The 18,907-nt window shown below is 64.8% G+C and carries 10 protein-coding genes; 9 read left to right on the plus strand and 1 reads right to left on the minus strand.

What is annotated here, in order from left to right; genetic code table 11:
* Nucleotides 1–6: 6 nt before the first annotated feature.
* The 4 genes from ACYCVF_RS05115 (at nucleotide 7) to ACYCVF_RS05130 (ending at nucleotide 5,588) form a co-directional block, all read left to right on the plus strand.
* Nucleotides 7–1,890 (plus strand): flagellar protein, encoded by a 1,884-nt coding sequence (locus ACYCVF_RS05115; protein ID WP_459597535.1) that lies wholly within the window; start codon nucleotides 7–9, stop codon nucleotides 1,888–1,890.
* Nucleotides 1,891–1,961: 71 nt separating this feature from the next.
* Nucleotides 1,962–2,747 (plus strand): hypothetical protein, encoded by a 786-nt coding sequence (locus ACYCVF_RS05120; RefSeq protein WP_459597537.1) that lies wholly within the window; start codon nucleotides 1,962–1,964, stop codon nucleotides 2,745–2,747.
* Nucleotides 2,748–2,838: 91 nt separating this feature from the next.
* Nucleotides 2,839–4,092, plus strand: coding sequence for an ATP-grasp domain-containing protein (locus ACYCVF_RS05125; RefSeq protein WP_459597539.1), 1,254 nt, complete (start codon nucleotides 2,839–2,841; stop codon nucleotides 4,090–4,092).
* Nucleotides 4,089–5,588 (plus strand): pyridoxal phosphate-dependent decarboxylase family protein, encoded by a 1,500-nt coding sequence (locus ACYCVF_RS05130; protein ID WP_459597542.1) that lies wholly within the window; start codon nucleotides 4,089–4,091, stop codon nucleotides 5,586–5,588. Before ACYCVF_RS05125 ends, ACYCVF_RS05130 begins: the two co-directional genes overlap by 4 nt.
* A gap of 88 nt (nucleotides 5,589–5,676) precedes the next feature.
* Here the strand turns inward: ACYCVF_RS05130 and flbT are convergent, their stop codons facing one another.
* Nucleotides 5,677–6,117 (minus strand): flagellar biosynthesis repressor FlbT, encoded by a 441-nt coding sequence (flbT, locus tag ACYCVF_RS05135; protein WP_459597544.1) that lies wholly within the window; start codon nucleotides 6,115–6,117, stop codon nucleotides 5,677–5,679.
* Between the two features lie 321 nt (nucleotides 6,118–6,438).
* Here flbT and ACYCVF_RS05140 point away from each other — a divergent pair, with 321 nt between their 5' ends.
* The 5 genes from ACYCVF_RS05140 (at nucleotide 6,439) to ACYCVF_RS05160 (ending at nucleotide 18,873) form a co-directional block, all read left to right on the plus strand.
* A complete protein-coding gene (locus tag ACYCVF_RS05140; RefSeq protein ID WP_459606469.1) occupies nucleotides 6,439–8,709 on the plus strand; it encodes a DUF1522 domain-containing protein in 2,271 nt (756 codons plus the stop codon).
* 356 nt (nucleotides 8,710–9,065) lie between these two features.
* On the plus strand, nucleotides 9,066–11,336 hold the full coding sequence (locus ACYCVF_RS05145; protein WP_459606468.1) for a DUF1522 domain-containing protein: 2,271 nt from the start codon (nucleotides 9,066–9,068) through the stop codon (nucleotides 11,334–11,336).
* A gap of 172 nt (nucleotides 11,337–11,508) precedes the next feature.
* Complete coding sequence (locus ACYCVF_RS05150) at nucleotides 11,509–13,755, plus strand: DUF1522 domain-containing protein (protein ID WP_459597550.1); 2,247 nt, start codon at nucleotides 11,509–11,511, stop codon at nucleotides 13,753–13,755.
* Between the two features lie 340 nt (nucleotides 13,756–14,095).
* Entirely contained in the window at nucleotides 14,096–16,366 is a 2,271-nt protein-coding gene (locus ACYCVF_RS05155) for a DUF1522 domain-containing protein (RefSeq protein WP_459597552.1), read from the plus strand.
* A 218-nt stretch (nucleotides 16,367–16,584) separates the two neighbouring features.
* The gene (locus ACYCVF_RS05160) at nucleotides 16,585–18,873 is read left to right on the plus strand and encodes a DUF1522 domain-containing protein (protein ID WP_459597554.1); all 2,289 of its coding nucleotides are present in this window, start codon (nucleotides 16,585–16,587) and stop codon (nucleotides 18,871–18,873) included.
* The last annotated feature ends 34 nt before the right edge of the window (nucleotides 18,874–18,907 follow it).

Consider the following 18,907-nt stretch of genomic DNA (forward strand, 5'->3'; position numbering starts at 1 on the left):
TGACAGATGTCGATCAGCAGCATCAACTACTCTTCGTCGGTTCTCGGCGCGCAGATTCGCAACATCAATCAGCAGCTCACCGATCTGTCGACGCAGCTTTCGACCGGCAAGCTGTCGCAGAACTATGCCGGCATGGGCACCAACGAGGGCTTTGCGATCGCCGGCCGCGCGCAGCTCTCCAACATCGCCGCCTATACCGACACGATCACCAACGTCAACGTCAGCATCAACCTCGCCAACACGGCGCTGCAGTCGCTGACGAAGATCCGCAGCACGGTGCAGACGGGCTCCGCCAACACCGCGCAGGATCTCAACGTCAACGGCCAGACCATCGCGCAGAACACCGCCGCCGCCCAGTTCGGCTCGATGGTCGGCGTCCTCAACACGCAGACCGGCAGCCGCTATCTGTTCTCGGGAACGGCCGTCAACACGCAGTCGGTCGCGGATGCCGGCGACATCATCAACGGCACCACGACGCAGGCAGGGTTCAAGACCGTGATGGCGGAACGCCAGGCCGCCGATCTCGGCGCCAACGGCATGGGTCGCCTGGTGCAGACGCAGCCGACGCCGAGTTCGGTGCAGGTGTCCGAGGACGTCGCCGGATCGCCGTTCGGGCTTAAGCTCAAGGCGGTGTCCTCGACCTTGACGGGCGCGACCGTCACCGGCCCGAGCGGCTCGCCGGTGTCGTTCTCGGTCGATCTCAACGGCATCAATCCGAACAATGGCGACAAGCTCAGCATTCAGTTCACCCTGCCGGACGGCACGACCGAGCAGATCGACCTGACCGCGTCCACGGCGACGCCGACTCCGCTCGGCAGCTTCGCGATCGATGCGAGCGTCCCGGTCAACCCGAACAATACCGCCGCGAACCTCAACACCGCGCTGAACACCGCGATCACCAAGTTGGCCAACACGTCGCTGGTGGCCGCATCCGCGATCGTCGCCGGCGACAACTTCTTCAACACCGCCAGCTCTGCGATCGGCACGCCCGTCAACAACCAGGCAGCGCCGCCGACTCCCGTCACGGGCGCGACGGCGCTGTCGGGCGCGAGCCCTTCGGACTCGATCTCGCCAGGCTTCGTCGCGGGCGACACGATCACCGTCAACGGCACCACGCTGACCTTCGTCAGCTCGGGCGCGACCGGCAATCAGCTCAACGTCACCGACAGCATCCAGACCCTGCTGAACAAGGTCGACCAGATCACGGGGACGTCGAAGCCGTCGACCGTCCATGGCGGTTCGATCACGATCAACACCGACGATGCGGCGAGCCTCAACATCACGACCTCGAACACGGGGGCGCTGAGCTCGCTCGGTTTCAGCGCGACGCCCGTGACCGCCACGCAGCCGCCGTTACGGGTCGGCTCGTCACCGGCGAGTTCGGCAACCACGCTGGTGAACGGTTCGGCCACCACCGTGAAGTGGTACCTGGGCAATGACGAGCCCGGCTCGGCGCGCTCGACCGCGATGGCGCGGGTCGACGATGCCGTCACGGTGCAATATGGCGCCCAGGCCAATGAGGATGCGATCCGCCGGCAATTGCAGGCGATCGCGGTTTTCGGGACGTTCTCGACCTCGCCGACCGGGCAGTATTCGGGCGGGCAGGTGTCGGCGCTGAGCCTGCGGGTGACGCAGGCGCTGACCCAGCAGCCCGGCCAGCAGCGCATCGAGGACATCCAGACCGACATCGCGATGGCCCAGAACACGATGAAGGACGCGACCACGCGGCAGACCCAGGCGAAGGCGCAGCTCCAGGGCATCATCGACCAGGCGGAATCGGCCTCGCCGGACCAGGTCGCGAGCGAGATCCTTGCGCTCCAGAACGCCCTCCAGGCGTCCTACCAGGTGACCTCGAACCTCGCGCAGCTCTCGCTCGTCAAGTTCCTGTAAAGCCGCGTTAAGACGCCGTTAACCATGCCTCTTTACGTCTTGGTGAGGATTGGAGCGGGGCGGAGCTGCCGATGTCGGACAAGATGCAATTGGTGGTGGCCACGCCGTGCTTCGGCGGGCAGGTGTCGAGCATCTATGCGAGCTCGATCTTTGCGCTCCAGCGCGCCGTACACGGCATGTCCAATCTCGAGCTCAAGGTGCACTTGCGCGATGGCGACGCCCTGATCACGCGAGCGCGGGCCAACCTTGTCGCGATGTTCCTGGACGATCCCAAGGCGACGCATTTCCTGTTCATCGATGCCGATATCGGCTTCAAGTCGGAGCAGGTATTCCGGCTGATCGAATGCGGCGCGGACGTCGTCGCCGGCTGTTACCCGATCAAGCGGGTCAACTGGGACAAGGCGAAGCGCGCGATCGAGGCCGGCCGCGCCGACGTGCCGGCGGCCTCGCTCGACTACGTGCTCGAGATCGAGGATCCCGACCGCATCGTCGTGGTGAACGGCTTCACCCGCGTGCGCTATGCCGGCACCGGCTTCCTGATGATCCGTCGCCACGCGCTGGAGGCGATGTGCCGCCACCCGGCCTATGCGGGCCTGCAATTCATCCGCGAGCATTCGCACGATACGCTGGCGGCGAGCCAGAACCGGTTCGCGCTGTTCGAATGCATGATCGACCCGGCCACCGGCACGTATCTTTCCGAGGACTTCGCCTTCTGCAAGCGCTGGACCGACATCGGCGGCGAGATCTGGGCCGACATCCAGAGCTCGCTCGATCACGTCGGACCATCGGTGTTCCACGGCGACATCGCCTCGCAATTCGCACCGGCGCCCGTGGCGGCAGCCAATGCCGCGGCGTGAGCCTTCCGGGATGAGCGGCGGCGCATCCCGTTTGTCTGAGCCGGAACGCGCGTCCGACGCGTGCCAACAAAGCCCGCGCTGGAGGTGTGAGATGCAGCATCCAGTTTCCGCGCCGATCAGCTTGACCGCGGCGAATTATGCCGACCGCATCGGCTTTGCTCAGCTGACGCGCCAGGCCTTCGAAGGCGTCGATCTGCACCCGCTGCGCGACCAGCTCGTGGCGCGGATCGCGGCGGGGACCGCGCTGGCGGGCGAAGGGCTGGATCTGTCGTTGATCACCCAGCTTCTGGGCGACAAGGATCAGGGCCTTGCGATCCAATCCGAGGTGCTCGGCTTCCACCAGCTGTTCCGCACGCCCAGCGCAACCCCGGAAGCCGGCTTACGCGTGCTCGCGCTTGCAGCCGACATCGACATGGGCGGCAATACGCCGATCGATTTCCTGCTCGAAGGCTCCGACATCGAACTGCTGACCCTTTACGTGGTCAAGGGCGTCGGGCTGCCGGAAACCTTGCCCGAGCACGACGTTGCCATCGTCGTCGCTTCCGACTCCGAGGAATGCCGCGAGGCGCTCGCGCTGATCGAAGAGGCCGCGCCGCATTGGCCGCGGCCGCTGCTCAATCGTCCGGATCGCATCGGCAACCTGGATCGCGACAAGCTGTATCGGCTGCTGGCTGGCGTGCCTGGTCTGGACATTCCCGCGACCATCCATGCAACGCGTGCGCAATTGTCCGATCTCGCCCAAGGCCAGATCGCCTGCGAGGACATCGCAGGCGAACTGCACTTTCCGATCATCGCGCGGCCGCGTGGCTCGCATGCCGGCGTCGGACTCGCGAAGCTCGACGATGCGGCGGGGCTCGCGGCCTACCTCGCCGAACGGAACGAGCAGGATTTCTTCGTCGCACGCTTCGTCGACTATGTCAGTCCCGACGGGCTCTACCGCAAGTATCGTCTCGCCATGGTCGCCGGCAAGCCGTACGCCTGCCACATGGCGATCGCCGACCGATGGGACATCTGGTATCTCAACGCCTACATGGCATTCAGCGAGGAGAAGCGGGCCGAGGAAGCCGTCTTCATGCGCGATTTCGATCACGCCTTCGCCGCGCGCCACGAGCGTGCGCTCGACGAGTTGAGCCGGCGCGTCGGCCTCGATTATTTCATCGTCGATTGCGCCGAGAACGAGAAACGCGAGCTCCTGGTTTTCGAGGCCGACAACACCGCCGTCGTGCACAACATGGATTCGCCGGTCGTGTTCCCTTACAAGCCGCCGCAGATGCGTAAGATCTTTGCCGCGTTCACTGCGATGCTGTCGCGGTACGCACAGACGGGCAGGGAGAGCGCGGCATGAACGAGATCATCCGCAACACGAAGGCCGCCGTCACGAGCACCTCGCTCGATCCGCAGGACTGGAGCGAATTTCGCGCGCTGGCCCATCGCATGCTGGACGAGGCGATCGACGGCATTGCCAACGTTCGGTCGCGCCCGGTCTGGCGGCCGATCCCCGATGAGGTCCGAGCGGCATTCAGGGCCGACGTGCCGCGCGAGGAGGGCGACCTCGCCGAAGTCTACCGCGAGTTCAGTGAGCATATCGCTCCGTATGCGACCGGCAACGTCCATCCCGGCTTCATGGGCTGGGTGCATGGCGGCGGCACGGCGGTCGGGATGCTTGCGGAAATGCTCGCGGCAGGCCTCAACGCCAATCTCGGCGGGCGCGATCACATGCCCATCGAGGTCGAGCGGCAGATCGTCGATTGGATGCGCCGCCTGTTCCTTTTTCCCGACAGCGCGAGCGGCATCTTCGTCACGGGCACGTCGATGGCAAACCTGATGGCAGTGCTGGTGGCGCGCACAGCTGCGCTCGGCGCGCTGGCGCGGCAGCACGGCATCGGCAACGACGGTGCGCTGCTCACGGCCTACACGTCGCAGGCTGCGCATGGCTGCGTCTCCAGGGCGATGGACGCTGCCGGGCTCGGCACCGATGCGCTGCGCAAGATCGATGTCGATGCCGATCATCGTATCGGCGTCGCGGCGTTGCGTGCGCAGATCGCCATTGATCGCGAGGTCGGCTTCAAGCCTTTCCTGGTCGTCGCGTCCGCCGGCACGGTCGATATCGGTGCGATCGATGATCTCAGGGCAGTCGCTGAGCTGTGCCGGGAGGAAGGAATCTGGTTTCACGTCGACGGCGCTTTCGGTGCGCTCGCGGTCCTGTCGCCCGAGCTGGCGCCGCTACTCGCCGGCATCGAGCTCGCGGATTCCATTGCGCTCGACTTCCACAAATGGGGACAGGTGCCCTACGACGCGGGCTTCCTCCTTGTGCGCGACGGCGAGCGGCATCGGCAGGCTTTTGCGCAGCCGGCGGCCTATCTGCGCCGCGAGGCGAGGGGGCTTGCAGCGGGCGCCGTCTGGCCTTGCGATCTCGGCCCCGATCTGTCGCGCGGCTTTCGCGCGTTGAAGACGTGGTTCACGCTGAAGACGTTCGGTACCGATCGACTTGGCGCGGCAATCGCGCGAAGCTGCGCGCTTGCAAAATATCTCGAGGCGCGCGTGCTGGCCGAACCCCGGCTGGAATTGCTGGCGCCGGTCAATCTCAACATCGTTTGCTTCCGCTACCGCGCCGACGATGCGGTCAATCGCGAGATCGTCGCCGATGTCCAGGAGTCCGGCATCGCAGCGCCGTCGAGCACGACGCTGGACGGCCGGTTTGCGATCCGCGCCGCGATCGTCAATCACCGCACCGAGGAGTCCGATATCGATGCGCTGGTCGGGGCCGTGCTGGAGTTAGGTGGACGGCGGAGCAGTTGCGGACTGATCGAGGTCGAGGCGCCGCCGCTTGCGGCGCAGTAGCATTGATGCATGCCTGAAACGACAACGGCCCCGGAGGCGATCCGGGGCCGTTGTCGTTCGGGCGGCTCGAGCGCGTGAAAGCGTATTGTCAGGCGGCGGAGCTCACGTCGGCTGTGTCCGCGTCCGCCTTGGGATGCGTGGCCGCGTACTGATCCCGCAGCTTCTCTTCATAGGCAATCAGCTTGCGGGCGTCCTTCAGCGCCCGGTAGAGGTCGCCGTTCAGGATGTTGTTGTTGATGGCTTCGATGATCGGCCAGGAGCTCGGCACTGCGGTGACGATGTCGCGCACCAGGTTGAAATAGGTGCCGTGCTGGGTCTGCGGATCCGGCGAGATGTACATGAGCTGGACCGCCAGATAGACGAGCTTGGCGGGCGTATCGGCGGTCTCCGGCGTGAGGATGTCGCGCTCGCGCAGGATCGGCACGTTGTCGCCGTCGATCAGGAGGCGGGCGCGCTGGTCCGTGTTGGTAATCACGCAGTTGCCGACGATGATGCGTTCGTGCGGTCTGAGCTCGACCTTGAGGGCCATTGCCTGTTCTCCATCAACGCTTTCGTAACCGAGCGTTCGTTGCGGCTCATCAAGTCCCGATTCTCGCTCGGAATAAGTTAACGAGTTGTAAATTCCGCGCCTTTGCCAGAAAAAGCTCAATGCTTTCAATGCCGCGCTTGTGTAGCGCTGCGGCGATGCGCGCACCTTCCGTGCCCGAATCACGCGCGAGCCGACAAAAGCGCGGATTTCATTTCATGTTTCGTTAGAGGTCTCGGCGCCACGGTCCGCCGGTCGCTGGGTCAATCTCGATCCAAGCAGACGCGTAACAGTAGCGTCGTTTACCAGAAAGGTAACAGAGTCATGTCCGGTATCGTCCTCTCCTCGTCGGTTCGTCAGAACCTGCTCTCCCTCCAGTCCACCGCTGACCTTCTCGCCACCACGCAGAACCGTCTGTCGACCGGCAAGAGCGTCAACTCGGCCCTGGACAATCCCACCAACTTCTTCACGGCACAGTCGCTCGACAACCGCGCCAGCGACATCAACAACCTGCTCGACGGCATCGCCAACGGCGTCCAGGTGCTGCAGGCTGCCAACACCGGCATCACCTCGCTGCAGAAGCTGATCGACAGCGCCAAGTCGATCGCCAACCAGGCGCTGCAGACCACCGTCGGTTACTCCACCAAGTCCAACGTCTCCACCACGATCTCGGGTGCGACCGCGGCCGACCTGCGCGGCACGACGTCCTATGCCAGCAACACGGCGCTCAGCAACGTGCTCTACAGCGGCGCTGCCGGTGGCGCGACCGCTGCAACCGGTACGACCACCCTCGGCGCGACCCAGGGCACGTTCTCGAACGCGGTGGCCGTGACCGCCGCCGACGGCACCACCGCCGTGACCGGCACGATGACCCTGATCGGCACCACCGCCGCCTCGAAGATCGGCTCGGCTCCCGCCGACGGCGACACGCTGACGGTGAACGGCAAGACCATCACCTTCCGGTCCGGCTCAGCGCCGGCCGCCAGCGCGGTCCCGACTGGCTCGGGCGTCAGCGGCAACCTCGTGACCGACGGCAGCGGCAACACCACCGTCTATCTCGGCACTGCCGGCACCCCGGCTGCGACCGTCAACGACCTGCTGACCGCGATCGATCTCGCCAGCGGCGTGAAGACCTCGACGATCACCAGCGGTGCTGCGACCATCGGCGTTGCCTCCGGTGCGACGGCGTCGTCGATTGCCGCAGGTATCGTGACGCTGAAGAGCTCGGCGGGTGCGGACGTGTCCGTGACCGGCAAGGCTGACCTGCTCAAGGCGGTGGGCCTGACCACCGCGACGGGTGGCGGCAACGTCACGGCGACGGCGACCCGCACGACCAGCTCGGGCTCGCTGGGCGCTCTGATCACGGACGGTTCGACGCTGAACGTCGACGGTCACGTCATCACCTTCAAGAACGCGCCGGTCCCCGGCTCGACCAACGCCCCCTCGATCCCGACCGGCTTCGGCAAGAGCGGCAACGTGATCACCGACGGTAACGGCAACTCGACGGTCTACCTCCAGGCCGGCACCGTGGCCGACGTGCTCAACGCGGTCGACCTTGCCACCGGCGTGCAGACAGCCACCATTGACGCCAACGGCGCCGCGACGCTTGCGGCCGCCTCAGGTCAGATCGCCTCGTCGATCAACGCCTCGGGCCAGCTCAAGCTCTCGACGGGCGTCAATGCCGATCTGTCGATCACCGGCACCGGCAACGCGCTGAATGCGCTTGGCCTTGCCGGCAACACCGGCACCGCCACCGCGTTCTCGGCGGCCCGCACCTCCGGCATCGGCGGCATCAGCGGCAAGACCCTGACCTTCACCTCCTTCAACGGCGGTACGGCGGTTGACGTCACATTCGGCGACGGCACCAACGGCACGGTCAAGACGCTGGATCAGCTCAACTCGAAGCTTCAGGCCAACAACCTGTCGGCGACGATCGACGCCAACGGCCTGCTGACGATCTCGACCACCAACGACTACGCGTCCTCGACCATCGGTTCGAGCGCCGCGGGCGGTGCGATCGGCGGCACGCTGACCTCGTCGCTCACGTTCTCGACGGCTTCCACCCCCGTCCAGGATACGGTTGCGCAGACCTCGCGTGCCAATCTGGTCTCTCAGTACAACAACATCCTGAACCAGATCGACACGACAGCGCAGGACTCCTCGTTCAACGGCGTCAACCTGTTGAACGGCGACCAGCTCAAGCTGGTGTTCGACGAGACCGGCAAGTCGAACCTGAGCATCACGGGCGTGACCTACAACTCCAAGGGTCTGGGCCTTGCTGCGCTGACCAGCGGTGTCGACTTCATCGACAACGCGGCCACCAACAAGGTGCTCACGAACCTGAACGCTGCGTCGAGCACGCTGCGCTCGGAGGCGTCGAGCCTCGGTTCGAACCTCTCGGTGGTGCAGGTGCGCCAGGACTTCAACAAGAGCCTGATCAACGTGCTGCAGACCGGTTCGGCCAACCTCACGCTGGCCGACACCAACGTCGAAGCGGCCAACAGCCAGGCGCTCTCGACCCGCCAGTCGATCGCGGTCTCCGCGCTCTCGCTGGCCAACCAGTCGCAGCAGAGCGTGCTCCAGCTGCTCCGCTAACAAGCGGAAGACATAAGACGATCATGGCGGCGGGGCTTCGGCCCCGCCGCTTTTTTCTGCGCCAGCGTTCAATGGTGGTAAGGGGCGACGCCAGGTGATGCATTCGAATGCAGCCAATTGCCCACTCTGAGTTATGGTTGACAAGTGGCAAATGCGCGGCGACTGCCTGAAAAAGCACCGCCCAATCATGACGATACGCGCAGGCACGATTTTCCTTCGACGACTCTTATGGTGAATCCGCGCAAGGACTGGCGCGACACGCTTCATGCTTTGTTAGCCCTCAACGTTCACCGTCCCGCACATCGATTAATCCTAATCGAAGTTTGTTGCGTTGCGTACCAGAAGGGTAACACTCAATGTCCGGTATCGTCCTCTCCTCGTCGGTTCGTCAGAACCTGCTCTCCCTCCAGTCCACCGCTGACCTTCTCGCCACCACGCAGAGCCGCCTGTCGACCGGCAAGAGCGTCAACTCGGCCCTGGACAATCCCACCAACTTCTTCACGGCCCAGTCGCTCGACAACCGCGCCAGCGACATCAACAACCTGCTCGACGGCATCGCCAACGGCGTTCAGGTGCTGCAGGCTGCCAACACCGGCATCACCTCGCTGCAGAAGCTGATCGACAGCGCCAAGTCGATCGCCAACCAGGCGCTGCAGACCACCGTCGGTTACTCCACCAAGTCCAACGTCTCCACCACGATCTCGGGTGCGACCGCGGCCGACCTGCGCGGCACGACGTCCTATGCCAGCAACACGGCGCTCAGCAACGTGCTCTACAGCGGCGCTGCCGGTGGCGCGACCGCTGCAACCGGTACGACCACCCTCGGCGCGACCCAGGGCACGTTCTCGAACGCGGTGGCCGTGACCGCCGCCGACGGCACCACCGCCGTGACCGGCACGATGACCCTGATCGGCACCACCGCCGCCTCGAAGATCGGCTCGGCTCCCGCCGACGGCGACACGCTGACGGTGAACGGCAAGACCATCACCTTCCGGTCCGGCTCAGCGCCGGCCGCCAGCGCGGTCCCGACTGGCTCGGGCGTCAGCGGCAACCTCGTGACCGACGGCAGCGGCAACACCACCGTCTATCTCGGCACTGCCGGCACCCCGGCTGCGACCGTCAACGACCTGCTGACCGCGATCGATCTCGCCAGCGGCGTGAAGACCTCGACGATCACCAGCGGTGCTGCGACCATCGGCGTTGCCTCCGGTGCGACGGCGTCGTCGATTGCCGCAGGTATCGTGACGCTGAAGAGCTCGGCGGGTGCGGACGTGTCCGTGACCGGCAAGGCTGACCTGCTCAAGGCGGTGGGCCTGACCACCGCGACGGGTGGCGGCAACGTCACGGCGACGGCGACCCGCACGACCAGCTCGGGCTCGCTGGGCGCTCTGATCACGGACGGTTCGACGCTGAACGTCGACGGTCACGTCATCACCTTCAAGAACGCGCCGGTCCCCGGCTCGACCAACGCCCCCTCGATCCCGACCGGCTTCGGCAAGAGCGGCAACGTGATCACCGACGGTAACGGCAACTCGACGGTCTACCTCCAGGCCGGCACCGTGGCCGACGTGCTCAACGCGGTCGACCTTGCCACCGGCGTGCAGACAGCCACCATTGACGCCAACGGCGCCGCGACGCTTGCGGCCGCCTCAGGTCAGATCGCCTCGTCGATCAACGCCTCGGGCCAGCTCAAGCTCTCGACGGGCGTCAATGCCGATCTGTCGATCACCGGCACCGGCAACGCGCTGAATGCGCTTGGCCTTGCCGGCAACACCGGCACCGCCACCGCGTTCTCGGCGGCCCGCACCTCCGGCATCGGCGGCATCAGCGGCAAGACCCTGACCTTCACCTCCTTCAACGGCGGTACGGCGGTTGACGTCACATTCGGCGACGGCACCAACGGCACGGTCAAGACGCTGGATCAGCTCAACTCGAAGCTTCAGGCCAACAACCTGTCGGCGACGATCGACGCCAACGGCCTGCTGACGATCTCGACCACCAACGACTACGCGTCCTCGACCATCGGTTCGAGCACCGCGGGTGCTGCGATCGGCGGCACGCTGACCTCGTCACTGACGTTCTCGACGGCTTCCACCCCCGTCCAGGATACGGTTGCGCAGACCTCGCGTGCCAATCTGGTCAACCAGTACAACAATATCCTCCAGCAGATCGACTCGACTGCGCAGGACTCCTCGTTCAACGGCGTCAACCTGTTGAACGGCGACCAGCTCAAGCTGGTGTTCGACGAGACTGCCAAGTCGAGCCTGAGCATCACCGGCGTGACCTACAACTCCAAGGGTCTGGGCCTTGCTGCGCTGACCAGCGGTGTCGACTTCATCGACAACGCGGCCACCAACAAGGTGCTCACCAACCTGAACACGGCCTCGAGCACGCTGCGCTCGGAGGCCTCCGCTCTGGGTTCGAACCTGACCATCGTGCAGGTTCGTCAGGACTTCAACAAGAACCTGATCAACGTGCTGCAGACCGGTTCGGCCAACCTCACGCTGGCCGACACCAACGTCGAAGCGGCGAACAGCCAGGCGCTGTCGACCCGCCAGTCCATCGCGGTCTCCGCGCTCTCGCTGGCCAACCAGTCGCAGCAGAGCGTGCTGCAGCTGCTCCGCTAAATCGCGGACAACATCGCAAGCAAGATCCGGCGGCGGGGCTTCGGCCCCGCCGTTTTGTTTTTGAAGAGCGAGGTTCCATTTTTAACATTTGTTAGAAGATCGAGGGCAAGGTCCTACAGTCGGTTCGATCAGTTGCGATCGTGAGTGTAGACGCGTTCCCAGAAGGGCGAGTATGTCTGGAATTGTTCTTTCTGCGTCGGTTCGCCAGAACCTGTTGTCGCTGCAGTCGACTGCCGATCTTCTCGCCACCACCCAGAGCCGCCTGTCGACCGGCAAGAGCGTCAACTCGGCTCTCGACAATCCCACCAACTTCTTCACGGCGCAGTCGCTCGACAGCCGTGCCAGCGACATCAACAACCTGCTCGATGGCATCGCCAACGGCGTGCAGGTGCTGCAGGCCGCCAACACCGGCATCACCTCGTTGCAGAAGCTGATCGACAGCGCCAAGTCGATCGCCAACCAGGCCCTGCAGACCACCGTCGGCTATTCCTCGAAGTCGAACGTCTCCACCACGATCTCGGGTGCGACGGCGTCCGACCTGCGCGGCACGACCAGCTACACCAGCGAGGGCGCCTTGGGCAACGTGCTCTATAGCGGTGCTGCAGGTGGCGCGACTGCCGCTGCTAGCGGCACCACGCTGGGCGGCATTTTGGGCACTTACACGGGGTCGGTCATCAGCGGGACGACGACTGCGGGCAAGCAACTGAATGGTTCTGCTCCTGCCGGCGACGCCACCGCCGGCGTTGTTGCGGGTGACACGCTCACCGTCAACGGCAAGACCGTGACGTTCGTTGCGGGCGATGCGCCTGCCACGGCGCCGACGGGCCTCACGCAGGTTGAGTTTGTTACGGCCACGACGAGCGGTAACGTCTTCACCGACAGCAGCGGCAACGTGTCGGTTTACCTTGGCTCCGTCGCGACGGCTACGATCGGAGACGTGCTGACCGCCATCGATCTCGCCAGCGGCGTGCAGAGCAACGACGCGGGCACTCTCACACCAAACGCGGGACAGACCCCGTCCACCGTCACCCTTGGCGGCGCGGTGAAGCTGCAAAGCACGACCGGTTCCGACCTGAGCGTGACCGGCAGGGCCGACATCCTGAAGGCCCTCGGCCTGACGGCTGCGACCGGTGCGGGCAAGGTCACAGTTTCCGCGATCCGTACCACGAGTGCCGCGACCCTGTCGTCGTTCATCTCGTCGGGTTCGACCCTGAACGTCGATGGCCATGTCATCACCTTCAAGGATGGCCCGACGCCGGCCGCGGCTTCGCTCGCCTCCACCCAGGGTGTGTCCGGTAACGTCGTCACCGACGGCAACGGCAACTCGACGGTCTATCTGCAGAGCGCGACGATCGCCGACGTGCTGAAGGCGGTCGACCTCGCCACGGGCGTGCAGACCTTCACGCTCAACGGCAGCGGCGGTGGTACGCTCGCGACCGCGTCGGGTCAGACCAACTCGTCGATCAACGCCTCCGGTCAGCTCAAGATCTCGACCGGCGTCAATGCCGACCTCTCGATCACCGGCACTGGCAATGCGCTGAATGCGCTTGGCTTTGCCGGCAACACCGGGACCTCGAGCGCGTTCACCGCCGCGCGCACCTCCGGCGTCGGTGGCCTTACCGGCAAGACCTTGACCTTCTCCTCCTTCAACGGCGGCACGGCGGTCAATGTCACCTTCGGCGACGGCACCAACGGCACGGTCAAGACGCTGGATCAGCTCAACACGAAGCTTCAGGCCAACAACCTGTCGGCGACGATCGACGCCAACGGCCTGCTGACGGTTTCGACCACCAACGACTACGCGTCCTCGACCATCGGGTCGAGCGCCGCGGGTGGTGCGATCGGCGGCACGCTGACCTCGTCGCTGACGTTCTCGACGGCTTCCAGCCCCGTCCAGGACACGGTAGCCCAGACCTCGCGTTCGAACCTGGTCAACCAGTACAACAACATCCTCCAGCAGATCGACTCGACCGCCCAGGACTCCTCGTTCAACGGCGTCAACCTGCTGAATGGTGACCAGCTCAAGCTGGTGTTCGACGAAACTGCCAAGTCGAGCCTCAGCATCACGGGCGTGACCTACAACTCCAAGGGTCTGGGCCTCGCTGCGCTGACCAGCGGTGTCGACTTCATCGACAACGCTGCCACCAACAAGGTGCTGACCAACCTCAACTCTGCGTCGAGCACGCTGCGTTCGGAAGCCTCGGCTCTGGGCTCGAACCTCACGATCGTGCAGGTTCGTCAGGACTTCAACAAGAACCTGATCAACGTGCTGCAGACCGGTTCGTCCAACCTGACCCTGGCCGACACCAACGTCGAAGCGGCCAACAGCCAGGCGCTGTCGACCCGCCAGTCCATCGCGGTCTCCGCGCTGTCGCTGGCCAACCAGTCGCAGCAGAGCGTGCTGCAGCTGCTCCGCTAAATCGCGGACGACATCGCAAGCAAGATCTGGCGGCGGGGCTTCGGCCCCGCCGCTTTCTTTTTGGCTGCGCGCGATTGCGCGAAGGGCAGGGGGCGCTCGAAAAAGTAACCATCAAAAGTAACCAGCGGTTATGGTTAATGGAACGTAAGCGCCGGGAATTTCCAATGATTTCAGCGGTATTGCGACCCGCGTGCGCGCCGTCTGACCGGTCATGGTGAACCGGCGCTTATGCGTGCCCCACGCGCTTCACCCTTTGTTAGCCATGTCGCTGCACGCTGGCCCTGTCACTCGATCCAGAAGCGATCGAACGAAGACGCGTAAGCCAGAAGGGTAAAGAGTCATGTCCGGTATTGTTCTCTCTGCGTCGGTTCGCCAGAACCTGCTTTCTCTCCAGTCCACCGCCGATCTTCTCGCCACCACACAGAACCGTCTGTCGACCGGCAAGAGCGTCAACTCGGCCCTGGACAATCCCACCAACTTCTTCACCGCACAGTCGCTCGACAACCGCGCCAGCGACATCAACAATCTGCTCGACGGCATCGCCAACGGCGTGCAGGTGCTGCAGGCCGCCAATACCGGTCTGACCTCGCTGCAGAAGTTGATCGATAGCGCCAAGTCGATCGCCAACCAGGCACTGCAGACCACCGTCGGTTACTCCACCAAGTCCAACGTCTCCACCACGATCGCCGGTGCGACCGCGGCCGACCTGCGCGGCACGACGTCCTATGCCAGCGCGACCGCCTACAGCAACGTGCTGTATAACGGCACTGCAGGTGGTGTCACCGCGGCCGTCGCAACGACCACCCTCGGCGCGACCCAGGGCACGTTCTCGAACGCGGTGGCCGTGACCGCCGCCGACGGCACCACTGCCGTCACCGGCACGATGACCCTGATCGGCACCACCGCCGCCTCCAAGATTGCCTCGGCTCCCGCCGACGGCGACACGCTGACGGTGAACGGCAAGACCATCACCTTCCGCTCCGGTGCGGCGCCGCTTGCCAGCGCCGTTCCGGCAGGTTCGGGCCTCAGCGGCAATTTGGTGACCGATGGCAACGGCAATACCACCGTGTACCTCGGCACAGCCGGCACTCCGGCTGCGACGGTCAACGACCTGCTGACCGCGATCGATCTCGCCAGCGGCGTGCAGACCTCCGTCATCGCAAGCGGGCTGGCGACGATCGGGGCCAGCACTGGCCAGACGGCCTCCTCGATTGCCGCGGGTATCACCACGATCAGGAGCTCGACGGGTGCGGATCTGTCCTTGACCGGCAAGGCCGATCTGCTCAAGGCGCTGGGCCTCTCCAGCGCAACCGGCGGAGGCAACGCATCGCTCAGCGTCACCCGTACGACGAGCTCGAGCTCGCTGGGATCGCTGGTGTCCGATGGCGCGACCCTGAATGTCGACGGCAAGGTCATCACCTTCAAGAACGCGCCGGTCCCCGGCTCGACCAACGCTCCGGCGATCCCGGCCGGCTTCGGCAAGAGCGGCAACGTGATCACCGATGGTAACGGCAACTCGACGGTCTATCTCCAGGCCGGCACCGTCGCCGACGTGCTCAACGCGATCGACCTTGCCACCGGCGTGCAGACCGCGTCGATCGCAGCAAACGGCGCCGCGACGCTGAGTACCGCAACCGGCCAGAGCAACTCGTCGATCAACACTAGCGGCCAACTCCAGCTCTCGACGGGCATCAACGCGGATCTGTCCATCACGGGCACCGGCAACGCGCTGGCCGCGTTTGGTCTTTCGGGCAACACCGGCAATGCGACCGCGTTCTCGGCGGCCCGCACCTCCGGTATCGGCGGCATTGCCGGCAAGACCCTGACCTTCACCTCCTTCAACGGCGGTACCGCGGTTGACGTCACCTTCGGCGACGGCACCAACGGCACGGTCAAGACGCTGGACCAGCTCAACTCGAAGCTCCAGGCCAACAACCTGTCCGCGACGATCGACGCCAACGGCCTGCTGACCATCACCGCGTCCAACGACTATGCCTCCTCCACGCTGGGCTCGACTGCAGCGGGCGGCGCGATCGGCGGTACGCTCACATCGGCGCTGACATTCTCGACGGCTTCCACTCCCGTTCAGGACGCGGTCGCGCAGACGTCCCGTGCGAACCTGGTGTCTCAGTACAACAACATCCTGAACCAGATCGACACGACGGCGCAGGACTCCTCGTTCAACGGCGTCAACCTCTTGAACGGCGATCAGCTCAAGCTGGTGTTCGACGAGACCGGCAAGTCGAGCCTGAACATCACCGGTGTGACCTACAACTCCAAGGGCCTCGGTCTCGCCTCGCTGACCGTGGGCGTCGACTTCATCGACAACGCCGCCGCCAACAGGGTGCTGACCAATCTGAACGCCGCCTCGAGCACGCTGCGCTCGGAAGCCTCGAGCCTCGGTTCGAACCTCTCGGTGGTGCAGATCCGTCAGGACTTCAACAAGAACCTGATCAACGTGCTGCAGACCGGCTCCTCCAACCTGACCCTGGCCGACACCAACGTCGAGGCGGCGAACAGCCAGGCGCTCTCGACCCGCCAGTCGATCGCGGTCTCCGCGCTGTCGCTGGCCAACCAGTCGCAGCAGAGCGTGCTCCAGCTGCTTCGGTAATAAGTAACTGAAATTACGAGATAAATTCGAGCGGCGGGGCCATTTGCCCCGCCGCTCTTTTTGCGTTTGGATGCAGGCAGGAGGCGTTCACTGGCCATTAACCCTATCCCTTAAACCGGCGTTAACCATACTTTAAAGGACAGCCCCTAAGACTGGACAAAAGCCCGCTTTCCGACGGCGCGGCCGATTCGTATCCGGTTCAAGAGGAAGACTCGCCAATGTCCAACATCGTTCTCTCGGCGTCAGTTCGCCAGAACCTGTTGTCGCTGCAGTCGACGGCCGACTTGCTGGCCACGACGCAGGAGCGGCTGTCGACCGGCAAGAAGGTCAACACGGCGCTCGATAATCCCACCAACTTCTTCACCGCGCAGGGGCTGGACAACCGGGCGAGTGACATCAGCAACCTGCTCGATGGCATCAACAACGGTGTGCAGGTGCTCCAGGCCGCCAACACCGGCATCACCTCGCTGCAGAAGTTGATCGACAGCGCGAAATCGATCGCCAACCAGGCGCTCCAGACCACGGTCGGCTACTCCACCAAGTCGAACGTTTCGACGACAATTCCCGGCGCGACGCCCGCCGATCTGCGCGGCACGACCTCCTATGCGAGCGCGACCGCCAACAGCAACGTGCTCTATACGGGTGCACCCGGTGGCGTGACGCCGGTGACGGCCGCCGCCGCACTCGGTGCATCGCTCGGCTCGACCGCGGGCACGTTGACCGGCGTTGCCACAACCATGGCAGACGGCACCACTGCTCTGACCGGCACCGCGACGCTGATCGGCACCACGGCGGCCAGCACCCTCGGCTCGTCGCCGGCCGACGGAGATTCGATCACCGTCAACGGCAAGACAATTACCTTCCGGACCGGCGCCGCGCCCGCGGCGCAGCCGACCGGCTGGGGCCTGGATGCCAGCGGCCACATCGCCACCGACGGCAACGGCAACTCGATCGTCTACATGGGGACGGCCGCCGCGCCCACCGGCACCGTCAACGACCTGTTGAGCGCGATTGACCTGGCGAGCGGCGTCAAGAGCGCGGCGATCAGCGCCGGCGCCGCGACCATCTCCGTCAGCGGTTCGGCCGGTCCCGTCGGAACGCTTCAGGTGGCATCGTCGATCGCGGGCGGCCAGATCACGTTGAAGAGCTCGACCGGCGCCGATCTGAGCGTGACCGGAAAGGCCGACTTCCTCAAGGCGCTCGGTGTGACCTCCGCAACCGGCGCCGGGAATGCCAGCGTCACTGCGGCCCGCTCGACCACGGCTGGTTCGCTCGGGACGCTCGTTCAGGACGGCTCGACGCTGAACATCGACGGCCACACCATCACCTTCAAGAACGCGCAGACGCCGCAATCGGCCACGAGCGTCACCTCGGGTGGCGTCAGCGGCAATATCGTCACGGACGGCAACGGCAACTCCACCGTCTACATCCAGAGCGCAACGCTGACCGACCTGCTCAACTCGATCGACCTTGCGACCGGCGTCAAGACGGCCAGCATCTTCAACGGCGCGGCGACGTTGTCGACCACCTCGGGTCAGATCCCGTCGTCGGTCAACAGCAGCGGTCAGCTTGCGCTCTCCACCGGCGTCAACGCCGACCTCTCGATTACCGGCACCGGCAATGCGCTCAGCGCATTCGGTCTCAGCGGCAACACGGGAACGGCGACCGCCTTCACCGCGGCCCGCACGTCCGGCGTCGGCGGCATCAGCGGCAAGACGCTCACCTTCACCTCGTTCAACGGCGGCACCCCGGTGAACGTCACTTTCGGCGACGGCACCAACGGCACCGTCAAGACGCTGGACCAGCTCAACGCGCAGCTGCAGGCCAATCACCTGACGGCGACGATCGATGCCAACGGCGTGCTCACGGTGACCACCGTCAACGAATACGCCTCCTCGACGCTCGGTTCGACGATCGCGGGCGGCGCAGTCGGCGGCACGATCACGGGTGTTCTGGCCTTCACCACCGCGCAGCCGCCGGTCCAGGATCCCGTCGCGCAGACCGCACGCTCCAACCTGGTCAACCAGTTCAACAACATTCTGGCCCAGATCGACACGACCTCGCAGGACTCTTCTTTCAACGGCGTCAATCTGCTCAACGGCGACACGCTGAAGCTCGTCTTCAACGAGACCGGCAGCTCCACGCTGAGCATCAATGGCGTGGTGTTCAATGCGGCGGGCCTCGGTCTCAGCAATCTCGTCAACGGCGTCGACTTCATCGACAACGGCGCCACCAACAGGGTGCTGGCCAGCCTCAATGCAGCCTCGAGCACGCTGCGCTCGGAAGGTTCGACGCTCGGTTCGAATCTGTCGATCGTGCAGGTGCGTCAGGACTTCTCCAAGAACCTGATCAACGTTCTCCAGACCGGTTCGTCCAACCTGACGCTCGCCGACACCAATGAGGAAGCGGCGAACAGCCAGGCGCTGTCGACCCGCCAATCGATCGCGGTCTCCGCGCTGTCGCTGGCCAACCAGTCGCAACAGAGCGTGCTGCAGCTGCTGCGATAGTATCGCAGCGCAAATTCGCTATTCGAGATTCGCG

This window comes from Bradyrhizobium cedriense (assembly GCF_054602315.1).